25 protein-coding genes are annotated in these 24,024 nt (G+C 64.8%); 8 read left to right on the top strand and 17 right to left on the bottom strand.

Annotated features, from left to right (window positions below):
• Positions 1-22: 22 nt before the first annotated feature.
• On the bottom strand, positions 23-316 hold the full coding sequence (locus EWH21_RS08705) for a hypothetical protein (RefSeq protein ID WP_037048908.1): 294 nt from the start codon (positions 314-316) through the stop codon (positions 23-25).
• A 324-nt stretch (positions 317-640) separates the two neighbouring features.
• On the opposite strand from EWH21_RS08705, the gene rapA reads away from it, so the two are divergent.
• Entirely contained in the window at positions 641-3,484 is a 2,844-nt protein-coding gene (gene rapA / locus EWH21_RS08700; protein WP_152488258.1) for an RNA polymerase-associated protein RapA, read from the top strand.
• 138 nt (positions 3,485-3,622) lie between these two features.
• Here rapA and EWH21_RS08695 read toward each other — a convergent pair whose 3' ends face one another.
• Positions 3,623-4,858 (bottom strand): RNA polymerase sigma factor, encoded by a 1,236-nt coding sequence (locus EWH21_RS08695; protein WP_277700296.1) that lies wholly within the window; start codon positions 4,856-4,858, stop codon positions 3,623-3,625.
• A gap of 154 nt (positions 4,859-5,012) precedes the next feature.
• Between EWH21_RS08695 and EWH21_RS08690 the strand changes: the two genes are divergently transcribed.
• The 3 genes from EWH21_RS08690 to cmoB all read left to right on the top strand — a co-directional run bounded on the left by EWH21_RS08690 (position 5,013) and on the right by cmoB (position 7,451).
• Positions 5,013-5,651 carry a lysoplasmalogenase gene (locus EWH21_RS08690; protein WP_037048916.1) on the top strand — a complete coding sequence of 213 codons (639 nt, stop codon included), beginning with the start codon at positions 5,013-5,015 and terminating at the stop codon, positions 5,649-5,651.
• 91 nt (positions 5,652-5,742) lie between these two features.
• Entirely contained in the window at positions 5,743-6,486 is a 744-nt protein-coding gene (cmoA, locus tag EWH21_RS08685; protein WP_179553781.1) for a carboxy-S-adenosyl-L-methionine synthase CmoA, read from the top strand.
• Positions 6,483-7,451, top strand: a complete 969-nt coding sequence (cmoB, locus tag EWH21_RS08680; RefSeq protein ID WP_277700295.1) for a tRNA 5-methoxyuridine(34)/uridine 5-oxyacetic acid(34) synthase CmoB — start codon at positions 6,483-6,485, stop codon at positions 7,449-7,451. The genes cmoA and cmoB overlap by 4 nt, the downstream gene beginning before the upstream one ends.
• 3 nt (positions 7,452-7,454) lie before the next feature.
• Here the strand turns inward: cmoB and EWH21_RS08675 are convergent, their stop codons facing one another.
• Positions 7,455-7,739 carry a hypothetical protein gene (locus EWH21_RS08675; protein WP_277700294.1) on the bottom strand — a complete coding sequence of 95 codons (285 nt, stop codon included), beginning with the start codon at positions 7,737-7,739 and terminating at the stop codon, positions 7,455-7,457.
• A gap of 117 nt (positions 7,740-7,856) precedes the next feature.
• On the opposite strand from EWH21_RS08675, the gene EWH21_RS08670 reads away from it, so the two are divergent.
• A complete protein-coding gene (locus EWH21_RS08670; protein ID WP_277700293.1) occupies positions 7,857-8,741 on the top strand; it encodes a LysR substrate-binding domain-containing protein in 885 nt (294 codons plus the stop codon).
• Between the two features lie 66 nt (positions 8,742-8,807).
• Here EWH21_RS08670 and pdxJ read toward each other — a convergent pair whose 3' ends face one another.
• The 12 genes from pdxJ to rpoE form a co-directional block, all read right to left on the bottom strand.
• Positions 8,808-9,554 (bottom strand): pyridoxine 5'-phosphate synthase, encoded by a 747-nt coding sequence (pdxJ, locus tag EWH21_RS08665; protein WP_037048930.1) that lies wholly within the window; start codon positions 9,552-9,554, stop codon positions 8,808-8,810.
• Positions 9,547-10,236 (bottom strand): DNA repair protein RecO, encoded by a 690-nt coding sequence (gene recO / locus EWH21_RS08660; protein WP_134676305.1) that lies wholly within the window; start codon positions 10,234-10,236, stop codon positions 9,547-9,549. The genes pdxJ and recO overlap by 8 nt, the downstream gene beginning before the upstream one ends.
• A 54-nt stretch (positions 10,237-10,290) precedes the next feature.
• On the bottom strand, positions 10,291-11,190 hold the full coding sequence (gene era, locus EWH21_RS08655) for a GTPase Era (protein ID WP_047592068.1): 900 nt from the start codon (positions 11,188-11,190) through the stop codon (positions 10,291-10,293).
• Positions 11,183-11,872: a ribonuclease III gene (rnc, locus tag EWH21_RS08650; RefSeq protein ID WP_037048940.1), complete on the bottom strand. Its 690-nt coding sequence runs from the start codon at positions 11,870-11,872 to the stop codon at positions 11,183-11,185. The genes era and rnc overlap by 8 nt, the downstream gene beginning before the upstream one ends.
• On the bottom strand, positions 11,869-12,246 hold the full coding sequence (locus EWH21_RS08645; RefSeq protein WP_047592093.1) for a DUF4845 domain-containing protein: 378 nt from the start codon (positions 12,244-12,246) through the stop codon (positions 11,869-11,871). Before EWH21_RS08645 ends, rnc begins: the two co-directional genes overlap by 4 nt.
• 88 nt (positions 12,247-12,334) lie before the next feature.
• Entirely contained in the window at positions 12,335-13,189 is an 855-nt protein-coding gene (gene lepB / locus EWH21_RS08640) for a signal peptidase I (RefSeq protein ID WP_037048943.1), read from the bottom strand.
• 6 nt (positions 13,190-13,195) lie between these two features.
• Positions 13,196-14,995 carry a translation elongation factor 4 gene (lepA, locus tag EWH21_RS08635; protein ID WP_277700292.1) on the bottom strand — a complete coding sequence of 600 codons (1,800 nt, stop codon included), beginning with the start codon at positions 14,993-14,995 and terminating at the stop codon, positions 13,196-13,198.
• A gap of 155 nt (positions 14,996-15,150) precedes the next feature.
• Positions 15,151-16,575: a DegQ family serine endoprotease gene (locus EWH21_RS08630; protein ID WP_037048949.1), complete on the bottom strand. Its 1,425-nt coding sequence runs from the start codon at positions 16,573-16,575 to the stop codon at positions 15,151-15,153.
• 41 nt (positions 16,576-16,616) lie between these two features.
• Positions 16,617-17,063 carry a SoxR reducing system RseC family protein gene (locus tag EWH21_RS08625; protein ID WP_037048951.1) on the bottom strand — a complete coding sequence of 149 codons (447 nt, stop codon included), beginning with the start codon at positions 17,061-17,063 and terminating at the stop codon, positions 16,617-16,619.
• Positions 17,060-18,022, bottom strand: a complete 963-nt coding sequence (locus EWH21_RS08620) for a MucB/RseB C-terminal domain-containing protein (protein WP_277700291.1) — start codon at positions 18,020-18,022, stop codon at positions 17,060-17,062. The genes EWH21_RS08625 and EWH21_RS08620 overlap by 4 nt, the downstream gene beginning before the upstream one ends.
• Before the next feature lie 8 nt (positions 18,023-18,030).
• Positions 18,031-18,603 (bottom strand): RseA family anti-sigma factor, encoded by a 573-nt coding sequence (locus EWH21_RS08615; RefSeq protein WP_152488249.1) that lies wholly within the window; start codon positions 18,601-18,603, stop codon positions 18,031-18,033.
• A gap of 30 nt (positions 18,604-18,633) precedes the next feature.
• Positions 18,634-19,215, bottom strand: coding sequence for an RNA polymerase sigma factor RpoE (gene rpoE, locus EWH21_RS08610; RefSeq protein ID WP_037048967.1), 582 nt, complete (start codon positions 19,213-19,215; stop codon positions 18,634-18,636).
• 505 nt (positions 19,216-19,720) lie between these two features.
• Here rpoE and nadB point away from each other — a divergent pair.
• The gene (gene nadB, locus EWH21_RS08605; RefSeq protein WP_047592062.1) at positions 19,721-21,352 is read left to right on the top strand and encodes an L-aspartate oxidase; all 1,632 of its coding nucleotides are present in this window, start codon (positions 19,721-19,723) and stop codon (positions 21,350-21,352) included.
• Here nadB and EWH21_RS08600 read toward each other — a convergent pair.
• Positions 21,306-21,773 carry a protein YgfX gene (locus EWH21_RS08600; protein ID WP_277700290.1) on the bottom strand — a complete coding sequence of 156 codons (468 nt, stop codon included), beginning with the start codon at positions 21,771-21,773 and terminating at the stop codon, positions 21,306-21,308. The two genes, nadB and EWH21_RS08600, sit on opposite strands and share 47 nt — an antisense overlap.
• Positions 21,757-22,011 carry a succinate dehydrogenase assembly factor 2 gene (locus EWH21_RS08595; RefSeq protein ID WP_037048972.1) on the bottom strand — a complete coding sequence of 85 codons (255 nt, stop codon included), beginning with the start codon at positions 22,009-22,011 and terminating at the stop codon, positions 21,757-21,759. The genes EWH21_RS08600 and EWH21_RS08595 overlap by 17 nt, the downstream gene beginning before the upstream one ends.
• Before the next feature lie 144 nt (positions 22,012-22,155).
• Between EWH21_RS08595 and EWH21_RS08590 the strand changes: the two genes are divergently transcribed.
• Both EWH21_RS08590 and EWH21_RS08585 read left to right on the top strand, forming a co-directional pair.
• Positions 22,156-23,097, top strand: coding sequence for a folate-binding protein (locus EWH21_RS08590; protein ID WP_277700289.1), 942 nt, complete (start codon positions 22,156-22,158; stop codon positions 23,095-23,097).
• A gap of 45 nt (positions 23,098-23,142) precedes the next feature.
• Positions 23,143-23,979, top strand: coding sequence for an HDOD domain-containing protein (locus tag EWH21_RS08585; protein WP_037048978.1), 837 nt, complete (start codon positions 23,143-23,145; stop codon positions 23,977-23,979).
• The last annotated feature ends 45 nt before the right edge of the window (positions 23,980-24,024 follow it).

Raw genomic sequence — 24,024 nt, 5'->3', positions numbered from 1 at the left:
AGCAAGAAATGAAAGGAGTGTCTCAGACTTCCACATCCACCCACAGCCCCTGCCGTGGCAGATCACCCAGCGCCTCCTGCATCTCCTCCGGCTCGGCCTCGGCCAGTTGCTCCGGGGTGTAGCCTCGCCGCTGGCGGCGGCGCTGCTCTTCACGCAGCAGTTCCTCGGCTTCCTGCGGGTGCCGCTTGTCCAGGCTCAGCGCACTCTCCTTGGCGCTCTCCTCGGCCGGGGTTACCGGTGGAATCTCGGGCTTGGGCTTGATCACGTCCTGCGAGGCAGTGACCGGCACCAGGCTGTGGGGGATCGGTGGCAGCATGCAACAGCACCTCCTTTGTAAGGCTGTCGGCCCCGTCATCCGCGACTTTAGCAGGCCGTTGAAAAGCTACCAGCGCTGCCATTGCTGCGTTAAGAACAGGCTCGTGCGCGAGCCCGATCAAAATGCTCACTTACAGCGGGTAAACTTCGCTTCTCGCCTGTTCTTGCCTTGCCCTGGCTGCCTCGCCTGCGTTTTTCGACGGCCTGTTAGCCGGTGCTCACTACACTTTCGACTGACGGGCACTGCGATAGTGCCACGAGCGCTTTGGCCGTGGCGCGGCATCCGTTACCATAGCCGGCTTTTTCACGCGGGAGACAGACAGGCATGGCGCAATATCAACCGGGGCAACGCTGGATCAGTGACAGCGAAGCGGAACTGGGTCTGGGAACCATCCTTACCGAGGAAGGCCGCCTGCTCACCGTGCTCTACCCGGCCACCGGCGAAACGCGCCAGTACGCCACGCGCAATGCCCCGCTGACCCGCGTGCGCTTCGCACCGGGTGACGAGATCACGCATTTCGAGGGCTGGAAGCTGACCGTGCAGGAGGTCGAGGACATCGACGGCCTGCTGGTCTATCACGGCCTCAACGCCCAGCATCAGCCGGTCACCATGCCGGAAACCCAGCTGTCGAACTTCATCCAGTTCCGCCTGGCCAGCGACCGCCTGTTCGCCGGCCAGATCGATCCGCTGTCCTGGTTCGCCCTGCGCTACCACAGCCTGGAACACAACAGCCGCCTGCTGCAGTCGTCCCTCTGGGGGCTCGGTGGCGCCCGCGCCCAGCCGATCGCGCACCAGCTGCACATCGCTCGCGAAGTGGCCGACCGTATCGCCCCGCGCGTGCTGCTGGCCGACGAAGTGGGCCTGGGCAAGACCATCGAGGCCGGCCTGGTGATTCATCGCCAGCTGCTCTCCGGGCGCGCCGGGCGCGTGCTGATCCTGGTGCCGGAAAACCTGCAGCACCAGTGGCTGGTGGAGATGCGCCGCCGCTTCAACCTCGACGTCGCCCTGTTCGACGCCGAGCGCTTCATGGAAAGCGATGCCAGCAACCCCTTCGAGGATTGCCAGCTGGCGCTGGTCGCCCTGGAGTGGCTGAAGGACGACGAGAAGGCCCAGGACGCGCTGTTCGCCGCCGGCTGGGACCTGCTGGTGGTCGACGAGGCGCATCACCTGGTCTGGCACCCGGAGCGCGTCAGCCCCGAATACGCCCTGGTCGAGCAGCTGGCCGAGGTCATTCCCGGCGTGCTGCTGCTCACCGCCACCCCGGAACAGCTCGGCCAGGACAGTCACTTCGCCCGCCTGCGCCTGCTCGATCCCAACCGTTTCCATGACCTGGAGGCCTTCCGCGCCGAAAGCAGCCAGTACCGCCCGGTTGCCGAAGCGGTGCAGGAGCTGCTCGATCAGGACAGCCTCAGCGCCCAGGCACGCGATGCCATCGGCGGCTTCCTCGGCGACGAAGGCCGTGAGTTGCTCGATGCCATCGACGGCGGCGACGACGAGGCCCGTGCGCGCCTGGTACGCGAGCTGCTCGACCGCCACGGCACCGGCCGCCTGCTGTTCCGCAACACCCGCGCCGCAGTACAGGGGTTCCCCGAGCGCGAGCTGCACGCCTACCCGCTGCCGAGCCCGGACGAATACCTCGAGCTGCCGCTGGGCGAGCATGCCGAGCTGTACCCCGAAGTCAGCTACCAGGCCCAGGACGAGATCGACGACGAGCAGCGCTGGTGGCGCATCGACCCGCGCGTCGAGTGGCTGATCGACAACCTGAAGATGCTCAAGAAATTCAAGGTGCTGGTGATCTGCGCCCACGCCGAGACCGCGCTGGACCTGGAAGACGCCCTGCGCGTGCGCTCCGGCATCCCGGCCACGGTGTTCCACGAGGGCATGAGCATCCTCGAGCGTGACCGCGCCGCCGCCTACTTCGCCGACGAGGAATTCGGCGCGCAGGTGCTGATCTGTTCCGAGATCGGCTCCGAAGGCCGCAACTTCCAGTTCGCCCATCACCTGGTGCTGTTCGACCTGCCGGCCCACCCGGACCTGCTCGAGCAACGCATCGGCCGTCTCGACCGTATCGGCCAGAAGCACCGCATCCAGGTGCACGTGCCGTACCTGGAGAACAGCCCGCAGGAGCGTCTGTTCCAGTGGTATCACCAGGCGCTCAACGCCTTCCTCGCCACCTGCCCGACCGGCAACGCCCTGCAGCATCAGTTCGGCCCGCGCCTGCTGCCGATGCTGGAGAACGCCGACGACGGCGAGTGGCAGCAACTGGTCGACGAGGCCACCGCGGAGCGCATCCGCCTCGAAGGCGAGCTGCACAGCGGCCGTGACCGCCTGCTGGAACTGAACTCCGGCGGCGCCGGCGAAGGCGAGGCGCTGGTAGAGGCGATCCTCGAACAGGACGACCAGTTCACCCTGCCGATCTACATGGAAGAGCTGTTCAACGCCTTCGGCATCGACAGCGAAGACCACTCCGACAACGCCCTGATCCTGCGCCCCAGCGAGAAGATGCTGGACGCCAGCTTCCCCCTCGGCGACGACGAGGCGGTCACCGTCACCTACGACCGCGACCAGGCCCTGGCCCGCGAGGACATGCAGTTCCTCACCTGGGAGCATCCCATGGTGCAGGGCGGCATGGACCTGGTGCTGTCCGGCTCGATGGGCAACACCGCCGTCGCGCTGATCAAGAACAAGGCGCTGAAACCCGGCACCGTGCTGCTCGAACTGCTCTACGTCAGTGAAGTGGTCGGCCCGCGCAAGCTGCAGCTCGGACGCTTCCTGCCGCCGGCCGCACTGCGCTGCCTGCTCGATGCCAACGGCAACGACCTGGCGCCGAAGGTCGGCTTCGAGACCCTCAACGACCAGCTGGAAAGCGTGCCACGGGCCAGCTCCAACAAGTTCGTCCAGGCTCAGCGCGACGTGCTGGCCAAGCAGATCAACGATGCCGAGGCCAAGATCATGCCGCGCCATGTCGAGCGCGTGGCGGAAGCCAAGCGGCGCCTGGTCGCCGAGCTGGACGAGGAACTGGCGCGCCTGGTCGCGCTCAGCGCGGTCAACCCCAACGTGCGCGACAGTGAAGTGGCCGCCCTGCGCGAGCAGCGCGAACAGAGCCTGGCGATGTTCGACAAGGCTGCCCTGCGCCTGGAAGCGATCCGCGTGCTGGTAGCGGGCTGACACGGTCTCGTCCCGGCGCAGGGTGCGCAATGCGTACCCTGCGCCAGCACACTGGCCCGGATGCAATCCGGGAACGTTCGCCAAAGTGAGTCCCCGGATTGCATCCGGGCTACGGACTGACTGGCTCTCGGGTGCGCCCTACAGGCTGCCCAACTCCTCCAGCCGCTTCTGCAGAAACTGCCGGTCCGCCCCCTGCTGCGCCAGCGCCAGGGCCTGGCGATAGACCGCAATGGCCTGATCAGTGCGCCCCAGCCGCCGCAGCAGGTCGGCCCGTGCGGCATGCAGCAGGTGGTACCCATCCAGCTCGCCGCTGGCCAGCAGGCGCTCGACCTCCATCAAGCCGACTTCCTCGCCCTCGTGCATGGCCAGGGCCACGGCCCGGTTGAGGGCGACCACCGGCGACGGATTCAGCCGCAGCAGCTCGTCATACAGGCCAACGATCTGCGCCCAGTCGGTCTCCTCCAGGCTGGCCGCCTCGGCATGTACCGCAGCGATCGCCGCCTGCAGGCTGTAGGGCCCGAAGCGACGGGAATGCAGGGCCTGCAACACCAGCGCCTCGCCTTCGGCGATCAGCTCGCGGTCCCACAGGCGGCGGTCCTGCGCCTCCAGCAGGATCACCTCGCCATCGGCAGCACTGCGCGCCTGGCGTCGAGACTCGTGCAGCACCATCAACGCCAGCAGCCCCTGCACTTCCGGCTCGGGCAGCAGTTCCAGCAACAGCCGGCCCAGGCGGATGGCCTCATCGGACAGCTGGCTGCGGGTCAGCGAATCGCCGGAACTGGCGAAGTAACCTTCGTTGAAGACCAGGTAGACCACCCGCAGCACCGCCTCCAGGCGCTCGGGCAGCTCGTTGCGCCCCGGCACTTCGTAAGGAATCCGCGCATCGCGGATCTTCGCCTTGGCCCGCACGATGCGCTGGGCCAGGGTCGAGGGGCTGGAGAGGAATGCGCGGGCGATCTCCTCGGTGCTCAGGTCGCAGACCTCACGCAGGGTCAGCGCCACCTGCGCGTCGCTGGCCAGCGCCGGGTGGCAGCAGGTGAAGATCAGCCGCAGGCGATCGTCTTCCAGCAGCTCGACCTCCTGCGCATCGTCCTCGCCCGGCACGTCGACCCGCTCGTCCAGAGGCTGGAAGCGGCGTTGCCGCCGCAGGCTGTCAATGGCGCGAAAGCGTCCGGCGGACACCAGCCAGGCCCGCGGATTGTCTGGCACGCCCTCACGCGGCCATTGCTCCACCGCACTGCGAAACGCCTCGTGCAGAGCCTCTTCGGCCAGGTCGAAGTCGCCCAGCAGACGGATCAGCGTCGCCAGCACACGGCGCGACTCGTCGCGGTACAGGCGTTCGATCAGCTCGGTGAGGGGGGGCGATATCGACATGCGCGTCTCCAGGGCAGGTGCATACGTTGCCCAATCCTGCCGGCGGCGTCGAGCCTCGGCACGATCTGCCCCTCCATTTGGCACCCGCTGCATTGGCAGCCAGGGTCGCGCTGGGCATAGTCGCGCCATCGAAGATCACCAAGGGAGTCCTGTTATGCGTTGGTTGCTGCTCGGTCTGGCGGGTGCTGCGGTATTTCTCTATGGCCGTGTCAGCGGCGACGCACAGCTCAGCCTGCTGAGCAAGGGCATCCCGGTCATCGCCCTGCTGTTCTGGCTGCGCCAGGCGCCTCCTGGCACCTACCGCCGCTGGATCGGCATCGGCCTGGTGTTTTCCCTGGCCGGCGACATCCTCCTCGACTGGCCCGGCGACCTGTTCGTGTTCGGCCTCGGCGCCTTCCTGCTGGGCCATCTCGCCTACGTGCGCGCCTACTGCTCCGACAGCCGCCAACCGGCCCTGGCCGCACTGCTGCTGGCGCTGATTGCCGGCGGGGCGATGTTCGCCGTGCTGGCCAGCAGCGGCCTCGGCGAGCTGCTGATACCGGTTGCCTGCTATGCCACGGTGATTTCCCTGATGCTCTGGCGCGCCCTGGCACGGATCGGCCACCGCGCCATTGCCGCGCGCTCCGCCGGCCTGGCCGCCGCCGGCGCCGCGCTGTTCGTGATTTCCGACAGCCTGATCGGCATCGACCGCTTCGTCATGAGCTTCGACGCCGCGCCCTACGCCATCATCCTCACCTACTGGCTGGGCCAGTGGGGCATCACTGCCTCGGCGTTCGCCCGCAGCAAGGCCTGACAACAAGCCCGACGCGCCGTCAGGAAAGCCCTGACGGCAGGGCCGCACTTGGCTAAAATGCCGGCCTTTTCCGCTACCCGTCGCAATCGCCGTGAGCCAAGAATCCGACCGTCTGTTCGCCCAGCCCCTGGCCGATGTGCCCGACTTCGTCTTCAACGAGGACGTCGTGCGGGTCTTTCCCGACATGATCAAGCGCTCGGTGCCGGGCTACCCGACCATCGTCGAGAACATCGGCGTGCTCGCCGGCCAGTTCGCCCAGGCGCATACCACGCTGTACGATCTCGGTGCATCGCTCGGCGCGGTGACCCAGGCGCTGCGCCGGCACGTGCGCAGCGACGGTTGCCGGGTGATCGCCGTGGACAACTCGCCGGCCATGGTTTCGCGTTGCAGCGAATACCTGCACGCCCAGGACGCCATGTTCCAGGAGCTGCTGCCGGTTGAAGTGATCGAGGCCGATATCCTCGCCCTCCCCCTGCAACCGACTTCGCTGGTCACGCTCAACTTCACCCTGCAGTTCATCCCGCCGGAGCGCCGCCTGGAGCTGCTCACGCGCATCCGCCAGGCGCTGCTGCCGGGCGGCGCGCTGATCCTCTCGGAGAAGCTGCGCTTCGAGGACGAAGCCCAGCACGAACTGCTCACCGAACTGCACGTTGCCTTCAAGCGCGCCAACGGCTACAGCGAGCTGGAGATCGCGCAGAAGCGCAGCGCCATCGAGAACGTGATGAAACCCGACAGCCTCGAGCAGCATCGCGAACGCCTGCTGGCGGCAGGATTCAGCAAGGTGGTGCCCTGGTTCCAGTGCCTGAACTTCGCCTCCCTGGTGGCCCTGCCATGATGCGCGACCTGGATCTCGACGCACTGCAGGCACAACTGGCCGGCACGCCGCTGCAGGACTGGGCCTGTTCACTGCCCGGCCAGCTCGATGCCAAGCTGGCCATCGGTCATGGCGACCTGGCGCGCTGGTACGGCGCGGTGCAGGCGCTGCCCGCGCTGACGCCGAGCGACATCGAACTCGATCAGCGCTTCGCGTTCGACGGCCCTTGCGACGAGGTGAACCGCGCCCAGTTGCAGGGCGCCCTGCAAGGCCTGATTCCCTGGCGCAAGGGGCCTTTCGAGCTGTTCGGCGTGCACGTCGACACCGAATGGCGCTCGGACTGGAAATGGCAGCGCGTCGCGCCGCATCTGGACCTCGCCGGCAAGCGCATCCTCGACGTGGGTTGCGGCAACGGCTACTACATGTGGCGCATGCTCGGCGCCGGCGCGGACAGCGTGGTGGGCATCGACCCCAACTGGCTGTTCCTCTGCCAGTTCCTGGCGATGAAGCGCTACCTGCCGGACCAGCCGGTGTGGCACCTGCCGCTGGCCTTCGAGGAGCTGCCAGCCAGGCTGCAGGGCTTCGATACAGTGTTCTCCATGGGCGTGCTCTACCACCGCCGCTCGCCCATCGATCACCTGCTCGACCTCAAGGATGCATTGCTCAAGGGCGGCGAACTGGTGCTGGAAACCCTGGTGGTGGAAGGCGACGTCGAGCAGGTGCTGGTGCCCGAGGATCGCTACGCGCAGATGCGCAATGTGTGGTTCCTGCCGTCGGTACCGGCACTGGAGCGCTGGCTGCGCCGTGCCGGTTTCGAGGACGTGCGCTGCGTCGATGTCAGCACCACTTCGGTGGAGGAGCAACGCGCCACCGAGTGGATGCGCTTCCAGTCGCTGCCGGAGTTTCTCGATCCGGCCGACCACAGCCGCACCGTCGAAGGCCTGCCGGCACCGACCCGCGCCGTGCTGATCGCGCGCAAGCCCTAACCTTCAGCCTGGCCGGTTGCACCCGCCCTGCGGGCGCAGCCAACGTGCCCGCCGCTGTGTGATCGAGCGCAGCGGTTCAGCCGCCCCCTGCTCGACCACACCACGGGCGCCGCCCAGACGGATGCGCCCCTCGATGTCCTGGGCCAGCAGACGGCGCATGCGGCGGCGCCAGAACCAGGCGCCGATCCAGTCGACGATGGCATTCTGCAGGTCCAGCGGCCACATGGCCGGCATGTAGAACTCGGGCATGGCTGGGCGCGGCTTGTCGTGATGGTTCGAACTTTTCATGGCGTTTCCTCCTTCTGCGCTGCCGGGTCGTACCGGGCTTGCGATCAGGATGAAACGCGCCTATCGTTCAGACAAACGACAAATTTCAAATCATCGATTAAGTAATATTTAACGATAATGAACGCGACCGCTCCCCTGCCATTGCCACTGCTGGAAAGCGATGTGCTGCGTACCTTCGTCGCCATCGCCGACAGTGGCAGCTTCACCCGCACCGCCACCCAGGTGTTTCGCAGCACCGCGGCGGTCAGCCTGCAGATCAAGCGCCTGGAGGAAACCCTCGGCCAGCGCCTGTTCACCCGCGAAGCCAGGCGCGTGCATCTGACGGCCGAAGGCGAGCTGCTGCTGGGCTATGCCAGGCGCCTGCTCAAGCTCAACGAGGAAGCGGTAGCGCGCTTCCTGACGCCAACCCTGACCGGCCGCGTGCGCTTCGGCACGCCGAACGACATCGGCGACCGCGTACTTCCCGGCGTCCTGACCCTGTTCGCGCGCAGCCATCCGGCCGTGGAGGTCGAGGTCAATGTCGGGCGCAGCGTCGATCTGGTGGCGAAGCTGGATGCCGGCGAGCTGGACCTGACCCTGATCAACGCGGGCAACGATGGTCTGGACGACTCACGCGGTGATGTCATCTATTCCGAGGAACTGGTCTGGGCCGGTCGCGATGGCGGCCTGGCGGTGCAGCGCTCGCCACTACCGCTGGCACTGGCCAACTCGGGTTGTGCCTGGCGCCGGACCGCGCTCGACGCGCTGGACCGCCAGGGCCTGAGCTACCGCATCGCCTACTCGTGCGAGCAGTGTGCCGGCCAGGAGGCGGCGATGACTGCCGACCTGGCCATCGCCCCCTTCCCCCGCAGCCTGGTCAAGCCTCCTCTGCGCCGCCTGGGCGCGGAACAGGGCCTGCCGGCGTTGGGCGAGTACCACATCAAACTGATTCGCGGCCATCAGCACAACGACGCCATCGAGGCACTCGCCATGCAGATGACCCAGGCGTTCAGCCAGGGCTGAATCGAAAGCACTTCAGCGGCGACAGGCTATGGAAAGTCGCGGCTGAAGCCCCTCCCACAACGTCCGCTAGCCGCGCTCGGCCGCCGCGACGATCAGCGCCTTCATCTCCGCGACCGCCTGCTTGAAGCCGACGAACAGCGCATGGGCGACGATGGCGTGGCCGATGTTCAGCTCGTTGACCCCGGGAATCGCGGCCACCGCTTCGGCGTTGTGGTAGTGCAGGCCATGGCCGGCATTGACGATCAAGCCGTGGTTCAAACCGCAGATCACCCCGTCGCGGATGCGTGACAGCTCCTGGGCCGCCTCCTCCGCCGTATGGGCATCGGCGTAGCGGCCGGTGTGCAGTTCGATGACCGGAGCACCGACGCGCATGGCCGCTTCGATCTGCCGCTCTTCGGCGTCGATGAACAGCGACACCTCGCAACCGGCCAGGGACAGGCGCTCGACTGCCGCGGCAATGCGCGCCTCCTGCCCGGCCACGTCCAGGCCGCCTTCGGTGGTCAGCTCCTGGCGGGTTTCCGGCACGAGGCAGACATGCGCCGGACGGATCTGCTCGGCGAAACCGAGCATGAAGTCGGTGACGCCCATCTCGAAGTTCATCCGTGTCTGCAGCACATCGGCCAGCACCCGCACGTCACGGTCCTGGATGTGCCGGCGATCTTCGCGCAGGTGCACGGTGATACCGTCGGCACCGGCCTCCTCGGCATCCAGTGCGGCCTTGACCGGGTCCGGGTAGCGCGTACCGCGAGCCTGGCGCAGGGTGGCGACGTGGTCGATGTTCACGCCGAGCAGAATACGATTGGCCTCAGTCACGCTTGGACTCCTTGAGCGTCATGAAAAGTTCGCGGCTGACCAGTGGTCTGCCGCCAAGATGGGGTGCCAGTGCCTGGCGCATCAGGCGCTTGGCGGCAGCCAGCGCACCCGGCGTCTGCCAGTCCGCTTCGGCCATGGCCAGCAACTCGCGGCCCTGGAATACCCCAGGCTGCAGTTGTATCACCTGCACCAGGCCGACGTCCTGCTGCCAGCGGTACAGCGCAGCGGGGTCGATGGGCTGGTCATGCTGATCGCGATCGAGGGCGAAACCATAGCCCAGCTCGTCCAGCAGGCGCCATTCGAATGCGCGCAGCAGCGGCTCCAGGGGCCGGCCGGCAGCCAGCGCCTGCAGGGTCAGGCCATAGTGGTCGAGCATCGCAGGGTGCGGATCCTCGGCGGGCAGCAGGCGGATCAGCAGTTCGTTGAGATAGAGCCCGGAGAACAGCGCCTCGCCAGTCAGCAGCAACGGGATGCCGGCGCTTTCCAGACGGCCGACGGTCTTCAGCTCGCCACGGCCACGCAGTTCGAGATCGAGCGGCGCGAACGGACGGGCGATGCTGCCGACCTTGCCGCGCGCGGCTCTCAGTACCGCACGGATGCGCCCCTGAGCGGTGAAGAAATCCACCAGGGCGCTGCTTTCCTTGTAGGGACGGCTATGCAGGACATAAGCGGCAAGGTCCAAGCTGCAAGCCTCAAGCGCGGACTATGGCGCAGCGCATGGCGTGCAGCCCGCGGCTCAATCCAGGTAGCCCAGCGAACGCAGCGCGCGCTCGTCGTCGGACCAGCCGCCTTTGACCTTGACCCAGAGATTGAGCATCACCTTGGAATCGAACATGGTTTCCATGTCCTTGCGCGCGTCCTGGCCGATGCGCTTGATGCGCTCGCCCTTGTCGCCAATGATGATCTTCTTCTGCCCGTCGCGTTCCACCAGGATCAGGCCGTGGATGTGCAGCACGCGGCCTTCCTGCTTGAACTCCTCGATCTCCACGGTGATCTGGTACGGCAACTCGGCACCGAGCTGACGCATGATCTTCTCGCGGATCAGCTCGGCCGCCAGGAAGCGGCTGGAGCGGTCGGTGATCTGGTCTTCCGGGTAGAAGTGTTCGGACTCCGGCAAGCGCTCGCCCACCAGCGCTTCCAGGGTGTCGAGGTTCTGCCCCTGCAACGCGGAGATCGGCACGATCTCCGCCTGCGGCAGTTGCTCGGCCAGCCAGTTCAGGTGCGGCAGCAGCTCGCTCTTGTCTTCCAGACGGTCAGCCTTGTTCACCGCCAGCAGGATCGGGCACTTGACGTGCTGGACCTTCTCCAGCACCAGCTGGTCCTCGTCGGTCCAGCGCATGCGGTCGACCACGAACACCACGACATCGACATCCTTCAGCGCCGTGGAGGCGCTGCGGTTCATGTAGCGGTTGAGCGCTTTGTCGTTGTGCTTGTGCAAGCCGGGCGTATCGACGTAGACGGCCTGCACATCACCCTCGGTCTTGATGCCGAGCATGTTGTGACGGGTGGTCTGCGGCTTGCGCGAGGTGATCGCCAGCTTCTGTCCGAGGATGTGGTTGAGCAGCGTCGACTTGCCCACATTGGGCCGGCCGACGATGGCGACGTAACCACAGCGGGTCACGGGTGCATCAGTCATTGCCATTCTCCACCCCGAGGGCGATCAGCGCCGCAGCCGCAGCGACCTGCTCGGCGATACGCCGGCTGCCGCCCTGGCCCAGGGTCTTTTCATTGAGCAGGGCCACCTGGCACTCGACCATGAAGGTACGGCAGTGCGGCTCGCCCTGAATGTCCACCACCTCGTAACGAGGCAGCTCGCAGGCGCGCGACTGCAGGAACTCCTGCAAGCGCGTCTTCGGGTCCTTGTTGGTATCGACCAGGGTCAGGCCATCCAGCTCGCCGGTCAGCCAGTCCAGCACGCGCTCGCGGGCCGCATCCATGCCGGCATCCAGATAGATCGCGCCGATCAGGGCTTCCAGCGCATCGGCGAGGATCGACTCGCGGCGAAAACCACCGCTCTTGAGCTCACCCGAGCCCAGGCGCAGGTATTCGCCCAGCTCGAAACCGCGCGCCAGCACGGCCAGGGTCTCGCCCTTGACCAGACGAGCACGCAAACGCGACAACTGACCTTCGCGCGCCTGCGGGAAGCGCTCGAACAGCGCCTCGCCGGCGACGAAATTGAGAATGGCATCACCGAGAAATTCCAGCCGCTCATTGTTGCGGCCGGCGAAACTGCGATGGGTGAGGGCCAGGATCATCAGATCCTGGTCCTTGAAGCTATAGCCGAGCTTGCGCTCGAGGCGGGACAGATTGGGACTCACGGCATCCGTACACGAAATTCTTTGTCGAAATTCACCACCAGGTCGAGGTTCTCGATCAGCGGCTCACGTTTTTCATACTTCAGGTGGACCCGGAACTCGTTGTTCTCCACCTTCACTTGCATCACGTCACGCAGGTTCAGGTCGCGAATGCTGTTGACCTGCATGCCACGGTCGACGTGGCTGTAGAACTCGCCAACGGTGCGCACTTGCGCAGCCTGGTCGGTCTCCACCGAGGTAATGATCTTTTCCATCGACATGTAGTCGAGATAATGCGGCAGGACCTTGAAACCGGTGCTGGCGAAGAACGCCACCACGGCCAGAGCCACCAGCCAGCCCAGAATGGAAAGCCCCTGCTGCGAACGCGCGAAAGTCATGTTCATCCCCCAATAAACGGTCTTGTTGTAGCCTCGTGGCTAGAACTATTTATAGCCTGCGGCGCTGCCTTGAACAGCGCGCCAGTACTCAATGAATCAGGCCGACCCGCGAGAAGTTGGGCAGATTGCCGGTTTTCGGCTCCGGCCAGCTCATCCAGATGGCGAAGGCCTTGCCGACGATGTGGTCGTCCGGAACCATGCCCCACAGCTCCTGAGGGATGTTGCGATCACGCCAGAAGCGACTGTCGTTGGAGTTGTCGCGGTTGTCGCCCATCATGAAGTAGTGCCCTTGCGGCACGACCCACTCACCGCCCGGATCACGCCGCATGCGGGTCATTTCCTTGCGGATGGTGTGCTCGACCTGCCCCAGGCGCTCCTGATAGAGAACCGCGCTGCCCAGGCTGCCCGGCTCCTCGCCCAGCAGCTTCTCGGCCACCGGCTCACCGTTGATGAGCAGACGCTTGCCCTGGGTGTACTGGATGCGATCACCCGGCAGCCCCACGACACGCTTGATGTAGTTGATGCTCGGATCGCTGGGGTAACGGAACACCATCACGTCGCCACGCTGCGGGTCATCCACCTCGATGACCTTGGTGTCGATGACCGGCAGACGAATGCCGTAGGCGAACTTGTTGACCAGGATGAAATCGCCCACTTCCAGGGTCGGCTTCATCGACCCCGACGGAATCTGGAAGGGTTCCACCAGAAACGAGCGCAGTACCAGCACGATGGCCAGCACCGGGAAGAACGACTTGCCGTACTCGACCAGCAAGGGTTCCTTGCTCAGGCGCTCCAGCACCCTGTCGTCAGGATCGTCGACCCGCCCCTGGTACGCCGCAATCGCCGCACGGCGGCGCGGAGCCAGCAGGATCAGATCGATCAGGGCCAGGAAGCCGCAAACGGCAACCGCGATAACCAACAGGAGCGGGAAATTGATCGACATAGAGCCTTAGCTATCCAACCTGAGCACCGCAAGGAAGGCTTCCTGTGGGATTTCCACGTTGCCGACCTGCTTCATGCGTTTCTTACCGGCCTTCTGCTTCTCGAGCAGCTTCTTCTTACGGCTCACGTCGCCGCCGTAACACTTGGCCAGTACGTTCTTTCTGAGTGCCTTGACAGTGGTTCGCGCGATGATCTGGCCGCCGATGGCTGCCTGGATCGCCACATCGAACATCTGTCGAGGAATCAGTTCCTTCATCTTCTCGGTCAACGCGCGTCCCTTGTACGCCGCGTTGTCACGGTGCACGATCAATGCCAGGGCATCGACCTTGTCGCCATTGATCAGCACATCCAGCCTGACCAGGTTGGCCGACTGATAGCGATCGAAATGATAGTCCAGCGAGGCGTAGCCACGGCTGGTCGATTTCAGACGATCGAAGAAGTCCAGCACCACCTCGTTCATCGGCAGGTCGTAACGCACCTGAACCTGAGAGCCGAGGAACTGCATGTCACGCTGCACGCCACGCTTCTCGACGCACAGGGTAATGACGTTACCCAGGTGCTCCTGCGGCACCAGGATGGTCGCCGTCACGATCGGCTCGCGGAAATCGGCGATGGACGAGACATCCGGCAGCTTGGACGGGTTGTCGACGGTGATGGTCTCACCGGTCTTGAGCTCGAGTTCGTAGATAACGCTCGGCGCGGTGGTGATCAGGTCCAGGTCGTACTCGCGCTCCAGGCGCTCCTGGATGATCTCCATGTGCAGCATGCCGAGGAAGCCGCAGCGGAAACCGAAGCCCAGCGCATCGGAGCTTTCCGGCGCGTACTGCAGCGACGAGTCATTGAGGGTCAGCTTCTGCAGCGCCTCACGGAAGTCCTCGAAATCGTCGGAGCTGACCGGGAACAGGCCCGCGTAGACTTGCGGCTGGATCTTCTTGAAGCCCGACAGCATCTCCACCTCTGGGGTCGAAGACAGGGTCAGGGTGTCGCCGACCGGCGCGCCATGAATGTCCTTGATGCTGGCGATGATGAAGCCCACTTCACCAGCCTTGAGGTCAGCGGTGGCGGTGTGTTTCGGGGTGAATACACCGACGCTGTCGACCAGGTGCACCTTGCCGGTGGACTTGACCAGAATCTTGTCGCCCTTCTTCACCCGACCCTGGCGCACGCGCACCAGCGACACGACGCCCAGGTAGTTGTCGAACCAGGAGTCGATGATCAGCGCCTGCAGCGGCGCCTCGATCTCGCCCTCGGGCGCGGGGATGGTCTGCACCAGGCGCTCGAGCACCTCGTCCACGCCCATGCCGCTCTTGGCGCTACAGGCCACGGCTTCGCTGGCGTCGATACCGATGATCTTCTCGATCTCGTCCTTGACGCGCTCCGGATCGGCCTGCGGCAGGTCCATCTTGTTCAGCACCGGCATGACCTCGAGGCCCTGCTCGATGGCGGTGTAGCAGTTGGCAACCGACTGCGCTTCCACGCCCTGGCCGGCATCGACCACCAGCAGCGCACCTTCGCAGGCCGCCAGCGAGCGACTGACTTCATAGGTGAAGTCGACGTGACCGGGGGTGTCGATGAAGTTCAGCTGATAGACCTTGCCGTCCTGCGCCTTGTAGTGAAGCGTGACGCTGTGGGCCTTGATGGTGATGCCGCGCTCACGCTCCAGATCCATGGAGTCCAGGACCTGAGCCTCCATTTCACGCGCGGAGAGACCGCCGCAGAGCTGGATGAAACGGTCAGCCAGGGTGGACTTGCCGTGGTCAATGTGGGCAATGATGGAAAAATTGCGGATATGACTCAGGTCACTCACAGATCAACACTCGAAGAGGGCACGGGCAAGACGCTTGCCGAAAATAGCCGCGGATTGTACCCGATCCCTCGCAACCACGTCACGTCTGCTGCAGCGCCTGGCGTGCACGCAAAAAGGGCGCCCGAAAGCGCCCCTGTTCAGCCTTGCCGGAAGAATTACTCCGCCAGCTTGAAGGTGATGAAGCTGGCGCGCCCCTGACGCAGCACGCGCATGGAAACCGACCGGTTCTTCGGCAGCTCCTGCGCCACCTGGGTAAAGGTGCTGGTGGAGTCGATGGCCTGGTTGTTCAGGTGCGTGATCACGTCCCCCGGACGCAGGCCGATCATCGCGGCCGGACCATTGAGCACTTCCTTGACCACCACACCGCCTTTCAGGTCGAGGCCTTTCTTCTGCTCGGCAGTCAGCTCGACCACCGTCACGCCCAGGCGGTTGTTGCTGCGCTCGCCACCCTGAGCAGGGTCGCCAGCGGCCAGCTCCTGCCCTTCTTCCGGCAGCGTGCCGATGGTCACGTTGAGCTTCTTGCGCGAACCGTCGCGCACCACGTCCAGCTGCGCCTTCTCACCCGGCTTCAGGCCACCGACCAGATGCGGCAGATCCGCGGACATGATGATCGGCTTGTCATTGAGATTGAGGATGACATCGCCAACCTGCAGCCCGCCTTTGTCGGCCGGGCCATCTTCCAGCACCTGCGCGACCAGCGCACCGGCAGGCTTGTCCAGGCCGAAGGATTCGGCCAGGTCCTTGTTCACTTCCTGGATGACCACACCCAGCCAGCCGCGCGTGACCTTGCCATCCGCCTTGAGCTGGTCGGCGACCTGCATGGCGACTTCCATGGGAATGGCGAACGACAGGCCCATGAAACCGCCGGAGCGAGTGAAGATCTGCGAGTTGATGCCGACGACCTCACCCTTGAGATTGAACAGCGGGCCGCCGGAGTTGCCCGGGTTGATCGCCACGTCGGTCTGGATGAAGGGCACGTAGCTGTCGCTGGGCAGGCTGCGGCCCTTGGCGCTGACGATACCGGCTGTCACCGAGTGATCGAAACCGAACGGCGAACCGATGGCCAGCACCCACTCGCCGACCTTGAGCTCCTCGGACTTGCCCAGGCGCACGGTCGGCAGGTTCTTGCCTTCGACCTTGAGCAGCGCCACGTCACTGCGCGGGTCGGCGCCGATCAGCTTGGCCTCCAGCTCGCTGCGGTCGGACAGGCGCACGATGATCTCATCGGCGTCGGCGACCACATGGTTGTTGGTCATGATGTAGCCGTCCGGCGAGATGATGAAGCCGGAACCCAGCGATTGCGCCTCGCGCTGACGCCCGCCCGGATTGCGCGGCACCTGCGGAATGCTGCGCTCGAAGAACTCACGGAACATCGGTGGCAGGCCTTCCAGATCGGGCAGCCCGGACTGCCCGGCAACGGCGCGCTCAGGCACCTTCTGGCGCGTGCTGATATTGACCACCGCAGGCGAGGCCTCCTCGACCAACGGCGTGAAATCAGGCAGATCGGCCTGCGCCACCAGACTTTGCCCCCACAACAGGGCGGCCATCAACACCGGCACAACGGACTTGATATTTCTCATCGGCTACAACTCCAGATGCAGAATGAAATACACGCAGGAAATCACGGGCTGGCAGCCAGCAATGCGCGCAGGACAACAGGTTGCAATTGGGGATCATCGGCGACCCTGGACGCTCGCCAGCGTACCAGCAGCCAGGAAACGCACAGACCGGCAAGGCCGGAGAGAATGCACAACGGTTCGGAGAGCCCTGCGGCGTCGGCCGCCAGGGCGGCAGCCATGAGGCCCAGCAAGGGCAGCAGATAGACAAGCAGAGAGCTGCGCACCAGCAGCTCTTCGCGGACGCCGATCACCACGGCGTCGCCAACATTCAGATGCAGCGTGGACAGCGCGCGCACATGACCGCGCTCACGGCCCACGCCCAGGCGTTCCATCACGCCCTGCCCGCAGGCAGCATTGGCCGAGCAACTGGAGCAGGTACTCCGGCGTAGCGTCTCGACCCAGACGGCGCCGGGCTCGAGCGCCACTACACGCCCCTGTTCCTCTATCATTGGCTGGCCTGTTCAGGCGCTCCTGTTTCAGGCGCGCCCGCGCGCATGGACAGCGCGATGCGCTCGGCAGTCCCCAGGGGAATCTCCCCCACCACCGTGACCATCACGTCCCCTGCCTCGGTGCTCATGCGCCGCGACACGGCAACGGTCGGGCCCAGCTGGCTGCGTGCGTCTTCGACGACACGACCGTTCAGCGGCTCGAGAAAGACCGAGAAGCGGGCCAGGCCATCGCCATACATGAGGTAGGCAACGCTGGCATCGGAAGACGGTTCGTGGCGCAGCTGCGCCATGTTGAGGGTGAAGCCTGGCGGCAGCCAGTCGGAACGCCAACTGCCTTCGGCCAGGTTGTCGACGGGGCGAATGCGCACCGGACGACAGCGCGAGCTGGGCTGCAGGACCTCGGCTTCCGGCGTCATGACATCGAGCTGGGTGAACTGGAAACGCTCAAGCAGCTGACCGCGCTCGTTGAGCAGCAAGGACTTCAACGGCAGACCGGTCTCCCGATCCAGATGCAGTTCGAAGCCATAGCGGTGCTGGTCCTTGGGTGCCAGCACCAGTACCACGGCGCTGCGATCAGCGATACGCGACTGACCCACGACACGAATGTCGTACCAGTTGCTCAGCTGATCGGCATCCAGGTGGCGAGCGGGCCAGGTCTGGCCTTCGCTGACCTGATCGACCAGCGCACCACTGACGCATTGCGTCTGTCCATCGACCTTCAGCACCTCCTGCGCGGGACCATCCAGCTGCAGAAGGCGCTCACGCACTTGTCCCCCATCCTCCACTTTGTGCCAGACGGCATGACTGGAGAAACTACCGTTACGTTCATAGATAAACGTACCCTGAAAACTTTGCTGACGCTCCGCCTCGGCTAGGCGTCCAAGCAAGTCCTGAACCTCAGAGGCGTGCACCGGCAACGCCAGCAGGCCACTGAGCAGACAGAGGGGAATCGCGCGCATGTGACTCCTTAGCGGTTTTCCAGACTGGCGGCCCGGGCGTAAGGCAGAGCGGTTTCACCACCCCCCATCACGGCCTGCTGCGCATGTTGACGCAGGTAGTCGGGCAGACGCTGATCATGCCAGCTCACGGTGCCAACCTTGGCGGGCTCACCGGCTTCCTCGCTGCTGTTGTAGCCGGCGAGCAGTGCGGGCCCCTGGACCTGCGGCGCCGAGAGCACCGGAGAGGCGTCCTGCTGGGCCAGCTGATTACCCGTCAGCTCGTCCTGATTGTAGAAGCGCACACCAGCCAGCACGGCGACCGTCACGGACGCTGCCACGGCGACACGACCGACGCTGCGCCACATGGGGGTCTTGCGCGCCGGAACCGCTTCATCGGCCAGCGCTGCGGATACCGCAGCAGCGATGTCCAGCTTCGGCACCAGCACCTCGCGATGCATGGCCGCCCTGGCCAGTTGATAGCGCGACCAGGTGTCACGCAGCTCGCTGCCTTCGCTGGCTGCGAGCACACGCCGCAATTCCAGTTCGTCCGCTTCGTTATCCATCACCGCGGACAGCGATTCCTGCAGGGTTTCACGACTCATGGCGTACCTCTCTTGGCTATCGCCGCTGCCTTAGGCTTCCTGCAACAGAGGTTGCAGGGACTTATCAATTGCCTCACGTGCACGGAAGATCCGTGAACGCACCGTACCCACCGGACATTGCATGACGCTGGCAATGTCTTCGTAACTCAAGCCTTCGAACTCGCGCAAGGTCAGTGCCGTACGCAGGTCGTCCGGCAGCTGGGCGATGGTTCGATGCACGGTGGCCTCGATCTCGTCGCGCAGCAGTGCCCGCTCCGGTGACTCGATGTCCTTGAGGCCGTGATCACCATCATAGAACTCCGCGTCATCGCTACTGACATCACTATCTGGCGGCCGGCGACCGCGCGACACCAGATAATTCTTCGCCGTGTTGATGGCGATGCGGTACAGCCAGGTATAGAACGCGCTGTCACCGCGAAAGTTTCCAAGCGCTCTGTAGGCCTTGACGAAGGCCTCCTGAGCGACATCCTGAGCCTCGTGGGTGTCGTGCACGAATCGCACGATCAAACCGAGGATCTTGTGCTGATACTTCAGCACCAACAGATCGAAGGCGCGCTTGTCACCGCGCTGCACTCGCTCGACCAGCTGCTGATCGTCTTCCTGGGTTAGCATGCACTCTCCTCATGACGCTTGGAGGAGGCTTGCGCCCGTAAGCGAATCAGCTTGCCAAGATAGACTCGGGCCTTACGCAAAAGTTCTCCCCTCCAAGCAAGCTTTCCCGCAGAGTTCTCTTCTCTCTGCCAGAAATGGCGCCAGCGGAACCTTTCCGCCAGCGCGAATAATCTTATCGCCGCCCATCCGACCTCCTCGACAACGCTCGGAGGCAGGCACGCGCACGCGTCCTCCCTTATATGGGCGACCCTCTATGGAACCTTACCGACTAAGAAAGTTCCCGAGCACTGCGGTCGGTCATAAGGCCTGTTCATAACCTCTCGAGCCAGAGCGCTGCCGACAAGACAGACGCACCGCTTCGATCCACTCAGCCAGACGAGCGCCCGGCGGATCGACGCCCACGAAGAGCGCATTGCAGCAGGGCGATCCCGAGCAGGCCATGGGCGGCTATTGTGCCGTCGCCCCTCTCTATATACTAGGACTCGCTTTCACGCGGAACTCGGACATGAGCTTACATTTCCAGCACGACGTTCTGGTCATCGGCAGCGGTGCCGCCGGCCTGACCCTAGCCCTTACCCTGCCTTCCCATCTGCGCATCGCGGTCCTGAGCAAAGGTGACCTGTCCAATGGTTCGACCTATTGGGCGCAAGGTGGCGTTGCCGCCGTACTGGACGATACCGACACGGTCGAATCGCACGTGGCCGACACGCTCGACGCCGGTGCCGGCCTGTGCCGCGAGGACGCCGTGCGTTTCACCGTCGAGCACAGCCGCGAGGCCATCCAGTGGCTGATCGACCAGGGCGTGCCCTTCACCCGTGAAGACGAAACCGCACTGGAAGATGGCGGTTTCGAGTTTCACCTGACGCGCGAGGGCGGCCACAGCCACCGCCGCATCATTCATGCCGCAGATGCGACCGGCGCCGCGATCTTCAACACCTTGCTGGAACAGGCCCGCGGGCGCTCGAACATCGAGCTGCTGGAACAGCGCGTCGCCGTCGACCTGATCACCGAGCGCAGGCTCGGCCTGGAGGGCGAGCGCTGCCTGGGCGCCTACGTGCTGGACCGGACCCGTGGCGAAGTCGACACCTTCACCGCCCGCTTCGTCATTCTCGCCACCGGCGGTGCAGCCAAGGTCTATCTCTATACCAGCAACCCCGATGGCGCCTGCGGCGACGGCATCGCCATGGCCTGGCGCGCCGGCTGCCGCGTCGGCAACCTGGAGTTCAACCAGTTCCATCCCACCTGCCTGTATCACCCGCAGGCCAAGAGCTTCCTGGTCACCGAGGCGGTGCGCGGCGAAGGCGGACTGCTCAAGCTGCCCAACGGCGAGCGTTTCATGCCGCGCTTCGACGAGCGCGCCGAACTGGCGCCCCGCGACATCGTCGCCCGTGCCATCGACCATGAAATGAAGCGCCTCGGGATCGACTGCGTCTACCTCGACATCAGTCACAAGCCCGCCGAGTTCATCAAGAGCCACTTCCCCACGGTGTACGAACGCTGCCTGGGCTTCGGCATCGACATCACCCGGCAAGCCATCCCGGTGGTGCCCGCAGCGCATTACACCTGCGGCGGCGTGGTCGTCGACCGCTGCGGTCGCACCGACGTTCCCGGACTGTATGCCATTGGCGAAACTAGCTTCACCGGCCTGCACGGCGCCAATCGCATGGCCAGCAACTCGTTGCTGGAGTGCTTCGTCTACGCCCGCTCGGCCTGCAACGACATCGTCGCCAACCTGAACCGGGTCGACATGCCCAGCGATGTTCCCTGCTGGGACGCCAGCCAGGTGACGGACTCCGACGAGGACGTGATCATCGCCCACAACTGGGACGAACTGCGGCGCTTCATGTGGGACTACGTGGGCATCGTGCGCACCAACAAGCGCCTGCAGCGCGCGCAGCACCGGGTGCGCCTGCTGCTGGACGAGATCGACGAGTTCTACAGCAACTACAAGGTCAGTCGCGACCTGATCGAGCTGCGCAACCTCGCCCTGGTCGCCGAGCTGATGATCAATTCGGCCATGCGCCGCCACGAGAGCCGTGGCCTGCATTACACCCTGGACTACCCCGAGCAGTTGGCCGAAGCCCGCGATACTATTCTGACGCCGACGCCACAGGCTCAGCCCAGCGCCTGCGACTGAACTTCAGACGCAGGCGCAGGCGTCGATGCTGCTCGGTCGGCAGCGCGTCGCGGGGAATGCACAGCCCGCGACTGAAGCGTTGCCCCGGCAGGCGATAACGCAGAACCACCAGCAACGGCAGCGCCATGCTGTCCGGGCGCAACTGCACGGCCTGCCAGGTGCCATCCGCACGCTGCAACGACCAGCCGAATGCATCGCGGCGCACGCCGACGATGCTCTGTGACGATGACAACAGGATGTGGCGCGGTAGCACCCAGGCTGCATGCACCAACAGCAGCGCGCAGATCGACAGCTTCGACCAGAGCGGCAGGTCGGCCAGCCAGGGCGCCGGCATGGCCAGCGCCAGGACCAGCAGATAGAGCCTCAGCAGCCCGCGTGACGGCCGCCACTGACACTCGAATACGTCACTTGGGTTGGACACGGTCCAGGATCATGCGCACCATGCGCTTGAGATCGGCGTCTTCCGGCTCGCCGCGCTGCATGAACCAGCCGAACATGTCCTGATCCTCGCACTCCAGCAGCTTGCGGTAGCGCGCCTGATCCTCGGCATCCAGGCTGGGGTACACCTCCTGGACGAAAGGCACCAGCAGTACGTCCAGCTCCAGCATGCCACGACGGCTATGCCAGAACAGGCGATTCAGTTCAGTTTGCTCAACCATGCAACGGACTCCTCGAACGAGGGCCGCAGTATAACGGCGAATTGCGCCGCTGTTCACCGCGACGAGGCGCAATTGCGCTGACAAGGCCTATCACGCCCTCTATGATGACGCCCCTGACCTTTATCCAGTGATTCGACTTGCATCATGGCCGATAGCGCGTATTTCACCCTCCTCGATCACGAAGGCGTTCTCGCCGTGCGCGGCGCCGATGCCGCCAAGTTCCTGCAGGGGCAACTGACCTGCAACCTCAACTACCTCGATGCCCATCTGTCCAGCCTGGGCGCCCGCTGTACACCGAAAGGGCGCATGCTCTCCAGCTTCCGCATCGTGCCGGTTGCTGACGGCTACCTGCTGGCGATGGCACGCGAGCTGATCGACGCCCAGCAGGCCGAGCTGCACAAATACGCGGTGTTTGCCAAATCCAAGCCTGCCGATGAAAGCGCGGCCTGGGTGCGCTTCGGCCTGGCCGGCGGGAACGCCGCACTGAGCGAGCTGGGCATTGAGCTCGGCGAGCAGGCGGATGCCGTGGCCAGCAGCGGCGAGTTGCTCGCGGTTCGTCTTGGCGACGGCCGCGTCGAACTCTGGGCGCCGCACGCCGGGTCCGAACGACTGCTTGCCGTGCTGGGCAAGCACCTGCGCCAGGCGCCGCTCAACGACTGGCTGCTGGCGCAGGTCCGCGCCGGCGTCGGCCAGGTGTTCGGTGCGACGCGCGAGCTGTTCATTCCACAGATGATCAACCTCCAGGCGCTCGGCGGCGTGAGCTTCAAGAAGGGCTGCTACACCGGCCAGGAGATCGTCGCGCGCATGCAGTACCTCGGCAAGCTCAAGCGCCGCCTGTACCGCCTGCGCCTGGTCGGCGCAGCGCTACCGGCCGTCGGCAGCGAGCTGTTCTCCCCGGTCCACGGCTCCAGTGTCGGAGAAGTGGTGCTGGCCGCGCAGGCTGACGAAGACATTGAGCTGCTCGCCGTACTGCAGGAAGATGCAGTCAATGACGGCCGCATTCACCTCGGCAGCAACGAGGGCCCGGCACTGGCCCTGCTCGACTTGCCCTACCAGCTGGATGCCGACAAGGAAATCCAGCGCTGACTAAACTTCCCGGCGCCACACCGGTTCGCCTAAGAGAGCCTTTTGATGAGCAAGCTTGCCGAAAAAGTCCAACAGGATCTGATCAACGCCATCGAGAACGATGAGCTGGTACTGCCAACCCTGCCCGAAGTGGCACTGAAGGTTCGCGAGGCCGCAGAAGACCCCAATGTCGGTATCCCGCAGATCAGCAAGGTGATCGGCAACGATGCCGCCCTGACCGCGCGCATCATCAAGGTGGTCAACAGCCCGTTGCTGCGCAGCAACAAGGAAATCACCGACCTGCAGATGGCCGTCGCCCGCCTGGGCATCAACTACACCTGCAACCTGGCCACCGGCCTGGCGATGGAGCAGATGTTCCAGGCCACCAGCGACGTGGTCGACCGCAAGATGCGTGAAGTGTGGAACAAGAGCACCGAAATTGCGGGCATCTGCCACGTTCTGTGCCGCCACTACACCCGCCTGATGCCGGACCAGGCGACCCTCGCCGGCCTGGTCCATCAGATCGGCGTGCTCCCGATCCTGACCTACGCCGAAGAACACAACGAACTGCTGGCCGATTCCATCAGCCTCAACCATGTGATCGAGCAGATTCACCCGATCATCGGCGACAAGATCCTGCGCACCTGGGAGTTCCCCGAGCCGATCGCCATCGTGCCCAGCCACTACCTGGACTTCACGCGCAACTCGGCCAAGGTCGATTACGTCGACATCGTCCAGGTCGCGACCCTGCAGAGCTACCTGGGCAGCGAGCACCCCTACACCCAGCTCGACTGGAGCAAGGTGCCGGCGTTCGCCAAGCTGGGCCTCGACCCGCAGGTCGACATGCAGGCCGACGAAGACCTCTCCGCCGCCATGGAAGCGGCCATGGGCATGCTGCAGTAAAAGCATCTCGCCATGGATGGCATATCGCCTCTACACTCAGGTCAC

This window comes from Pseudomonas sp. REST10, from assembly GCF_029542605.1.
In the GTDB taxonomy this organism is placed as follows: Bacteria; Pseudomonadota; Gammaproteobacteria; order Pseudomonadales; family Pseudomonadaceae; genus Aquipseudomonas; species Aquipseudomonas khazarica.
This window is presented reverse-complemented; position numbering and strand designations above follow the sequence as displayed.

Bases quoted from the DNA above. Each gene is read 5' to 3' on its own strand.
- EWH21_RS08625 (WP_037048951.1), bottom strand. From the start codon at position 17,063: ATGATAGAGGAACAGGGGCGTGTAGTGGCGCTCGAGCCCGGCGCCGTC.
- nadB (WP_047592062.1), top strand. From the start codon at position 19,721: ATGAGCTTACATTTCCAGCACGACGTTCTGGTCATCGGCAGCGGTGCC.
- EWH21_RS08645 (WP_047592093.1), bottom strand. From the start codon at position 12,246: ATGACTTTCGCGCGTTCGCAGCAGGGGCTTTCCATTCTGGGCTGGCTG.
- EWH21_RS08705 (WP_037048908.1), bottom strand. From the start codon at position 316: ATGCTGCCACCGATCCCCCACAGCCTGGTGCCGGTCACTGCCTCGCAG.
- EWH21_RS08695 (WP_277700296.1), bottom strand. From the start codon at position 4,858: ATGTCGATATCGCCCCCCCTCACCGAGCTGATCGAACGCCTGTACCGC.
- EWH21_RS08690 (WP_037048916.1), top strand. From the start codon at position 5,013: ATGCGTTGGTTGCTGCTCGGTCTGGCGGGTGCTGCGGTATTTCTCTAT.
- EWH21_RS08595 (WP_037048972.1), bottom strand. From the start codon at position 22,011: ATGGTTGAGCAAACTGAACTGAATCGCCTGTTCTGGCATAGCCGTCGT.
- EWH21_RS08670 (WP_277700293.1), top strand. From the start codon at position 7,857: ATGAACGCGACCGCTCCCCTGCCATTGCCACTGCTGGAAAGCGATGTG.
- EWH21_RS08620 (WP_277700291.1), bottom strand. From the start codon at position 18,022: ATGCGCGCGATTCCCCTCTGTCTGCTCAGTGGCCTGCTGGCGTTGCCG.
- EWH21_RS08585 (WP_037048978.1), top strand. From the start codon at position 23,143: ATGAGCAAGCTTGCCGAAAAAGTCCAACAGGATCTGATCAACGCCATC.
- EWH21_RS08615 (WP_152488249.1), bottom strand. From the start codon at position 18,603: ATGAGTCGTGAAACCCTGCAGGAATCGCTGTCCGCGGTGATGGATAAC.
- EWH21_RS08675 (WP_277700294.1), bottom strand. From the start codon at position 7,739: ATGAAAAGTTCGAACCATCACGACAAGCCGCGCCCAGCCATGCCCGAG.
- EWH21_RS08590 (WP_277700289.1), top strand. From the start codon at position 22,156: ATGGCCGATAGCGCGTATTTCACCCTCCTCGATCACGAAGGCGTTCTC.
- rpoE (WP_037048967.1), bottom strand. From the start codon at position 19,215: ATGCTAACCCAGGAAGACGATCAGCAGCTGGTCGAGCGAGTGCAGCGC.
- EWH21_RS08630 (WP_037048949.1), bottom strand. From the start codon at position 16,575: ATGAGAAATATCAAGTCCGTTGTGCCGGTGTTGATGGCCGCCCTGTTG.
- lepB (WP_037048943.1), bottom strand. From the start codon at position 13,189: ATGTCGATCAATTTCCCGCTCCTGTTGGTTATCGCGGTTGCCGTTTGC.
- cmoB (WP_277700295.1), top strand. From the start codon at position 6,483: ATGATGCGCGACCTGGATCTCGACGCACTGCAGGCACAACTGGCCGGC.
- rapA (WP_152488258.1), top strand. From the start codon at position 641: ATGGCGCAATATCAACCGGGGCAACGCTGGATCAGTGACAGCGAAGCG.
- era (WP_047592068.1), bottom strand. From the start codon at position 11,190: ATGACTGATGCACCCGTGACCCGCTGTGGTTACGTCGCCATCGTCGGC.